The 6,175-nt window shown below is 46.7% G+C and carries 6 protein-coding genes; 5 read left to right on the forward strand and 1 reads right to left on the reverse strand.

Annotation, left to right across the window (positions count from 1 at the left end; translation table 11 throughout):
- Positions 1–843 precede the first annotated feature (843 nt).
- The 3 genes from QUA99_RS26605 (at position 844) to atpC (ending at position 3,792) form a co-directional block, all read left to right on the forward strand.
- A complete protein-coding gene (locus QUA99_RS26605; RefSeq protein ID WP_333242482.1) occupies positions 844–1,644 on the forward strand; it encodes a PEP-CTERM sorting domain-containing protein in 801 nt (266 codons plus the stop codon).
- A 126-nt stretch (positions 1,645–1,770) separates the two neighbouring features.
- A complete protein-coding gene (gene atpD / locus QUA99_RS26610; RefSeq protein WP_333242479.1) occupies positions 1,771–3,228 on the forward strand; it encodes a F0F1 ATP synthase subunit beta in 1,458 nt (485 codons plus the stop codon).
- A gap of 156 nt (positions 3,229–3,384) precedes the next feature.
- Positions 3,385–3,792 (forward strand): ATP synthase F1 subunit epsilon, encoded by a 408-nt coding sequence (gene atpC, locus QUA99_RS26615; protein WP_333242476.1) that lies wholly within the window; start codon positions 3,385–3,387, stop codon positions 3,790–3,792.
- Positions 3,793–3,880: 88 nt separating this feature from the next.
- Here the strand turns inward: atpC and QUA99_RS26620 are convergent, their stop codons facing one another.
- Positions 3,881–4,180 (reverse strand): DUF7734 family protein, encoded by a 300-nt coding sequence (locus QUA99_RS26620; protein ID WP_333242473.1) that lies wholly within the window; start codon positions 4,178–4,180, stop codon positions 3,881–3,883.
- Between the two features lie 190 nt (positions 4,181–4,370).
- Between QUA99_RS26620 and QUA99_RS26625 the strand changes: the two genes are divergently transcribed.
- Entirely contained in the window at positions 4,371–5,429 is a 1,059-nt protein-coding gene (locus QUA99_RS26625) for an aliphatic sulfonate ABC transporter substrate-binding protein (RefSeq protein ID WP_333242470.1), read from the forward strand.
- Positions 5,430–5,649: 220 nt separating this feature from the next.
- Positions 5,650–6,141: a hypothetical protein gene (locus tag QUA99_RS26630; protein ID WP_333242467.1), complete on the forward strand. Its 492-nt coding sequence runs from the start codon at positions 5,650–5,652 to the stop codon at positions 6,139–6,141.
- Positions 6,142–6,175 lie beyond the last annotated feature (34 nt).

Genomic DNA, 6,175 nt, shown 5'->3' on the forward strand with positions numbered 1-6,175 from the left:
AGCGCGGGCAATGAAACTTGGTTTCTTGTTTCCACTTTTTTCACTGCTTCCCTAACCCAGCCCAAAAATGGAGACAAGTTGCGGACTATTGTCGTGGAGAGATCGAAATTTTATGCTGTTGTTGAAACTCCCAGATTCATCTGTCCAGTCAATCTCAATTCTCAAATCTCAAATCGACTGACGCAATTATCTTAAAAAACCGGGTTGATGCGTCCGGGACTGTTAGTGCGAATATGGCGGGGAACGCGAGGGTTAGGGGTTTAAAAATTCGGAATATTAGTCAAAAGTACGTAAGTATCGATGTCTGTTCTCCCGCTTGCTTCCAGTGGCAAAAAACTCGCTCAAATCCCTACTCGCGACCGCTACCTTCTTCTGCACCGGGCGAACAGCTTGCAGCCCCCTTTGAGTGCCAAGTGGGCGAACAGCCTAATTTTTATCCGAAACTTTATAAGTTTTAGATTATCTTTACCAAAACTTCACAAAACACGAGTAAAAATTTTTATGTATTTTTGTTGAAAGCCAGTATTTGCAAGTCTTACAGTCAGCTTGAGACCGTTACCGAGACGAAGTAAATGTAGTAGGTTTGAAGTCTAGGCAGGGTGAAAATCTTGCTGTAACAGATTAAAGTGTGGCACTCTAGTGTCAGTGAAAACTCTTAGAAGAAGCACTCATTTACTCACAAACACACTTAAGCGATCTCGGTCTGTAGATTCACTGGTGTGGAGCCTCTTCTGTAGATTTGACGGTCGCCCTAAATATAGCAGGCTCGCGATCGTCGATTCGCGTCAGGGCAACATGGCATTTTGCGCCTTACTACGTAACAATACTGGAGGAATCAGGGTTATGACTACTTTAACGCTAGTCAAAAAAACATCTTTTACAGTCGCCAGCTTGGCAACCACAATCTTGCTCAGCATCTGCACGCCCGTCCGAGCTTTCATGTTTGGCACCAGCGGCATCCAGTTCGATCGAGATACCAATATAAAATTTACATTCGACCAATCTCACGGCAATTACAAATCCACCTTGTCGATCGCCCAAGCTCTGTCAGGAAACACTGGCTACACCAACATCGCCATACTGTTTTCCGAGGTTAAACCCTCAGATAACGGCGACGCCGATGAATGGAAGGGAACCTTCGGCAGCGGTGTCACATCCAACGACGGCTCCATCACCCAAACCTTCACATTTTTGCAGGATCAAATTTATGCCCTGCTGCTGTGGAGCGACAGCGGCACCGGTCAACAATACGAGCAGTACGTCTCGTCAAGCACCTTCATGAATAGCCCGGAATGGTTTGCCGCCGGCACGCAGTTCCGGAGAGAGGACTGTCTGGTGGCGGGCTGTCAGCAAGCTGTATTTGGCGACTTTAAGCTCGACTACAGCTCCAACGACTCATTTACAAACATCAACGGCGGTAAAGGCCCAGACCAATATTCATCGGTCACAATGACCCAACTGGCTCAGGGCACAAAAATCTCCTTCGACGATGTTGGAGGAGGAAACGACGTTGACTTCCAAGACTTCAGCGTATCGGCTGAGTTAGCCCCCGAACCAGTCACAGTATTCGGGACGATGCTGGGGCTCGGGGCTTTGGCTGCAGCTCGCAGGAAAAAAAAGCGAGGGCAGCAACCAGAAAAATGACTCTTAACCAGCCCCATACAAATCTAAATAGTGAGTCTGTTCAGTGGTACTCTGAGGAATAGCATTTCTAAATGTTAAGAGTTTTTCCAATATCGGAAAAATAGCATCCTAACAAAGGCACTATTCATGGTATCCACCGCAGCAAAAACGAACGTAGGCTACATCACCCAAATCATTGGGCCGGTTGTAGACGTAAAATTCCCAGGCGGCAAACTGCCCCAAATCTATAACGCTCTCACGATTTCCGGCAAAAACGAAGCAGGTCAAGACGTTTCCGTTACCTGCGAAGTTCAGCAACTGCTCGGAGACAGCCAAGTGCGTGCAGTTTCCATGAGTACCACAGACGGCTTGGTGCGCGGCATGGAAGTAGTAGATACCGGCGAATCGATCCAAGTTCCCGTCGGAACCCCAACTCTGGGCCGAATTTTTAACGTAATCGGCCAACCCGTAGACAACCTCGGCCCGGTCAATACTTCCGAAAGTATGCCCATCCACCGGAACCCGCCTGCTTTCACCGAACTCGAAACCAAGCCTTCGGTGTTTGAAACCGGGATCAAGGTAATCGACCTCCTGGCACCATACCGCCGCGGAGGCAAAATCGGTTTGTTCGGCGGCGCAGGCGTCGGCAAAACCGTGATTATGATGGAACTCGTGAACAACATCGCCAAGGCTCACGGCGGCGTGTCCGTGTTCGGCGGTGTGGGCGAGCGCACCCGCGAAGGTAATGACCTCTACAAAGAAATGATCGAGTCGGGGGTTATTAACGAAGAAGACCGCAGCAAGTCAAAAATTGCCTTGGTTTACGGTCAAATGAACGAGCCACCGGGTGCTCGGATGCGCGTGGGCCTGTCGGCTCTGGCGATGGCCGAATACTTCCGCGATGTCAGCAAGCAAGACGTGCTGCTGTTCATTGACAATATCTTCCGGTTCGTGCAAGCGGGTTCTGAGGTATCGGCTTTGTTGGGTCGGATGCCTTCGGCTGTGGGATATCAGCCGACTCTCGGTACAGACATGGGCGACTTGCAAGAACGGATTACTTCGACTACCGAAGGTTCCATTACTTCGGTTCAAGCTGTGTACGTACCTGCGGATGACTTGACTGACCCCGCCCCGGCTACAACTTTTGCTCACTTGGACGCTACAACTGTGTTGTCTCGCGGCTTGGCTGCGAAGGGGATTTATCCGGCTGTTGACCCGCTGGATTCTACCTCTACGATGTTGCAAGTTAGCGTTGTCGGCGAAGAGCACTATGGTGTTGCTCGTCAGGTGCAGTCAACTCTGCAACGCTACAAGGAATTGCAAGACATTATTGCAATTTTGGGTTTGGACGAGCTGTCGGAAGATGACCGCTTGACCGTTTCTCGCGCTCGCAAAATTGAACGGTTCTTGTCTCAACCGTTCTTTGTGGCCGAAGTGTTTACCGGTGCCCCCGGCAAGTACGTCAAGCTGGCAGACACCATTAAGGGCTTCCAGATGATTTTGGCTGGCGAACTTGATGAGTTACCAGAACAAGCGTTCTATTTGGTGGGCGACATTAGCGAGGCGATCGCCAAAGCTGAAAAAATGAAAGCTGACGCCAAGTAATTTTAGTCATTAGTTCAGTAGTCAGTAGTCAGTAGTCAGTCGTTATTAGTTATTAGTTATTAGTTATTGGTAACAACTGGCAACTGACAACTGATAACTGACAACTGACAACTGATAACTGACAACTGACAACTGACAACTGACAACTGACAATTTATGACATTAAATGTGCGCGTAGTGGCCCCAGACAAAACTGTTTGGGATTCTAATGCTGAAGAAGTAATTCTGCCGAGCACCACAGGCCAATTAGGTATCTTGAGCGGTCACGCTCCGATGTTGACGGCTTTGGATACCGGAGTGATGCGCGTCCGTCCCGGCAAGGAATGGGTGTCTATTGCTCTGATGGGCGGCTTTGCAGAAATCCAAGAAAACCAAGTTACTATTCTTGTCAACGGCGCTGAAAAAGGCGAAACCATTGACAAAGAAGCTGCTCGTACTGCTTACACCGAAGCAGAAGCTCGTTTGGAAAAGGCTGCTAGCGGCACTTTGCAAGAGCAAATTCAAGCTAAGCAAGCAATCAAACGGGCGAGAGCTCGTTTCCAAGCTGCAGGCGGCACGCTCTAGTAAGGGTAAGGACATAGTGCTTTTGTAGCAGGGACACAACAATGTTGTGTCCCTGCTGTTTTTCTCACGTTGTGTCCCTAATGTTTTGCTAAACTCCCACCTCGGACAATAGAGATTGCATTGTTTCCCAAGATAACCCCTGCTGAAGATAGCGGGGGTTATTTGGATTGTAGGGGCTCTCCAGGCGATCGACACTGACAATTTTGGCTTCCTCCGGCAAAACAGGAACCTCAGGATCGAAAGCGGTCGATCGCGTCAAAGAGCTAGAAAAGCCTTTAAAAATAGCAATTTCATCGAATTCGCCGTCAATTTCGGCCTTGACGATTAAAACTTCGCGCGATCGTTTTACCGTGTATTGTTCTAAGCGACGAGCAATAGAGTCAGCCATAGCAAATCTCACTTTCCTGAAATCTGCTATAATATAGCTTAATTTTGCCGCTAATTTCAGCGACAGATAGCTAATTTTTTATCTTTAATTCGGCCTGTCTTAACAGCAGGAACTCAGCGCAGATAATATAAGTTATGTCGAAAAAATAGCAACCCTTTTAATCCTGCCAAACCTACTTGTCCGATATTTTATGAGCCACAGAAAGACTAGGTTTCAATTATTGTTTACCAGTCAAAATATTATTAAACCGGGTTTTGGTTGGGGATATATGCTGCTACTCATGCTCGTTTTTTGCGTGAGTTTAGCTGTGGCAAGTTGCAAGTCAGATCTCATAAATCACTCTACAGCAAAAACCAAAAATCAACCCTCAAATTTAACAAAAGTTGTCAGAATCGGTCATCAGCGTTTCGGAGCGCTGTTTTATCTCAAAGCTAAAGGCTCTTTGGAAACCCGTTTAGCAGAAATTGGGTGGTCTGTAGAATGGACGGAATTTGCCGCAGGACCGCCAATTTTACAAGCAATAGGAAAAGGAAAAATCGATCTGGGTTATGCCGGAGTTGCGCCGCCAATTTTTGCCCAATCAGACGGCGTACCTTTTGTTTATATTGCTAATGATTCCGCTTTACCTGGAAGCATTGGCATCATAGTTCCTCAAGATTCTCCAATTCGGACTCTAGCGGATCTCAAAGGGAAGAAAATAGCAGCAACTCAGAAAACCGCAGGTCACTATTTGTTAATTCGGGCGTTAACTCAAGGTGGCTTGCAGTTAAAAGATGCCCAATTGGTCGATTTGCCTCCACCAAAAGCTCAGGAAGCATTTGTGAGAGGCGATGTTGATGCTTGGGCTATTTGGCAGCCGTTTCTAGCTCAGTTACAGGAAACGATGCCTGTTCATTTCTTGACTAACAGCGATGGGCTGATGAATGATAGAAACTTCTATTTTGCCAGTCGCTCTTTTGCTAGCGACTTTCCCGATATTGTTAAAATAGTGATGGGAGAAACGCGACAGATGGCTAATTGGATAACTAAAAATCCCCAGCCAGCAGCGGAATTTATCAGCAATCGAAGGGGAATGAAAATAGCCACAGCTATCATGTTAACGAAAAGCCGCCGCTACGATGTGCTGCCAATTCAAGACAGGGCTGTTGAAGAACAGCAGCGGATTGCTGAAATTTTCTTTCGGTTGGGACTGCTTCCCGATCGCATTTGGATTGAAGATGTTATCTGGAAACAAAAATTAGATTTATAGCAATCCTTGCAGGAGTCGTAAATTTTTTACCCCACCCCAACCCTCCCCAAGGCATCGGGGAGGGAGTAAGAAATTCACAAATGATGCGAGGATTGCTATATAAAACCATAACTTAGGCAAATTTAAGGATCGATTAAGGAGCGCGATTCCGCAAGTCTTAAAAATGTGAAATTGGGTGTATGCTATAAAGTGAGTTCAAACTGTTAACTGGCAGAATCAAATGTCCTCAATTGCCAATCAACTGCGTTACGGTTTTGTCTCGATTGTTGTGGCAAGCGTATTGATGGCGGGAAGTACCTTAGCTTACCTCAGCTTTCGGGGACAAATAGAACAGACAAAACAGCTTCAGTACGAGCGATCGCAAGCTGCTGCTGTCCAAATTAGCGCTTATCTGGATAACTTGCAGCGCCAACTCAATTATTTGTCAGAATTACGCGGTTTAACAGAATTTAATCCTGAAACTCAGCGCAGCATTCTCGAAGGATTGGTCAACAGCAACAGCGCCTACGAAGTGGTCGGAATTTTTAACAGTAAAGGTCAAATCCTACAGGCGATGTCGCCTTACGAATCCTTCTCTATCTATAGCTTAAATTTAGCAGGTATTTCAGCAGAAGCACCTGTGTTTTGGGAGACTTTTAGGCAAAGTCAAAATTATGTTAGTCCAGTAGATGGGGAGCATCCCGGTTTTGTAAATATCCCCAAATCAGCGTAAAATAGTTAAAATCAATAGAAGCGTCAAAAAAAGT

The sequence above is a fragment of the Microcoleus sp. F10-B2 genome (assembly GCF_036704965.1).
Classification (GTDB): Bacteria; Cyanobacteriota; Cyanobacteriia; order Cyanobacteriales; family Microcoleaceae; genus Microcoleus.

Bases quoted from the DNA above. Each gene is read 5' to 3' on its own strand.
- QUA99_RS26605 (WP_333242482.1), top strand. From the start codon at position 844: ATGACTACTTTAACGCTAGTCAAAAAAACATCTTTTACAGTCGCCAGC.
- QUA99_RS26625 (WP_333242470.1), top strand. From the start codon at position 4,371: ATGAGCCACAGAAAGACTAGGTTTCAATTATTGTTTACCAGTCAAAAT.
- QUA99_RS26620 (WP_333242473.1), bottom strand. From the start codon at position 4,180: ATGGCTGACTCTATTGCTCGTCGCTTAGAACAATACACGGTAAAACGA.
- QUA99_RS26630 (WP_333242467.1), top strand. From the start codon at position 5,650: ATGTCCTCAATTGCCAATCAACTGCGTTACGGTTTTGTCTCGATTGTT.
- atpD (WP_333242479.1), top strand. From the start codon at position 1,771: ATGGTATCCACCGCAGCAAAAACGAACGTAGGCTACATCACCCAAATC.
- atpC (WP_333242476.1), top strand. From the start codon at position 3,385: ATGACATTAAATGTGCGCGTAGTGGCCCCAGACAAAACTGTTTGGGAT.